The organism is Dietzia sp., assembly GCF_036741115.1.
Taxonomy (GTDB): Bacteria; Actinomycetota; Actinomycetes; order Mycobacteriales; family Mycobacteriaceae; genus Dietzia.
In genome coordinates, this window is record NZ_DAINST010000148.1 from 1 (window position 1) to 595 (window position 595).

The following is a 595-nucleotide window of genomic DNA, read 5'->3' on the forward strand; positions in this document are numbered from 1 at the left end:
ACGCCAAGGGCGCGTGGATCGGCCCGAACGGTGCCCGGGTCCGTGCCGTGATGGCGGAGCTCAACGACGAGAAGATCGACATCGTCGACTACGACGACGACCCGACGGTGTTCGTCGGGAACGCCTTGTCGCCGGCCAAGGTGATCTCGGTCACCGTCGCCGACGAGCAGGCGAGGGCGGCCCGGGTGGTCGTGCCCGACTACCAGCTCTCGCTCGCGATCGGCAAGGAGGGGCAGAACGCCCGCCTCGCCCACAGGCTCACCGGCTGGCGCATCGACATCCGTTCCGACTCCGAGGCTCCCGATGCCGGCGCGGCCCCGGCGACGGACGCCGAAGCAGCACCCGATGCCCCCGGGAACGTCGCCGCCGATTGAGGCTTGCAGCGCTTTTCGCGCTAAACTTGCACACTGCGTCATTTTCCTTCCCGTTCTGACGGCGGAGGTCCCGATTTCCGGGACACCTCGTCGAGGCGAGACAGGGATGTGGCGTGCGAGATGACACCTGCACGAGAAGGGCGAGAGCCGTGGGACGAGGCACGCAGCCGCAAGGCGAGGCGGCCACAGCGCCCACAGGAGATCGCCCGGTCGGTACGCAC

Annotated in this window: 1 pseudogene; it reads left to right on the top strand. The window is 68.7% G+C overall.

Features of this window, described 5'->3' with window-relative positions:
* A pseudogene (locus tag V7E05_RS14030) lies at positions 1-374 on the top strand (transcription termination factor NusA); the annotation flags it as partial.
* Positions 375-595 lie beyond the last annotated feature (221 nt).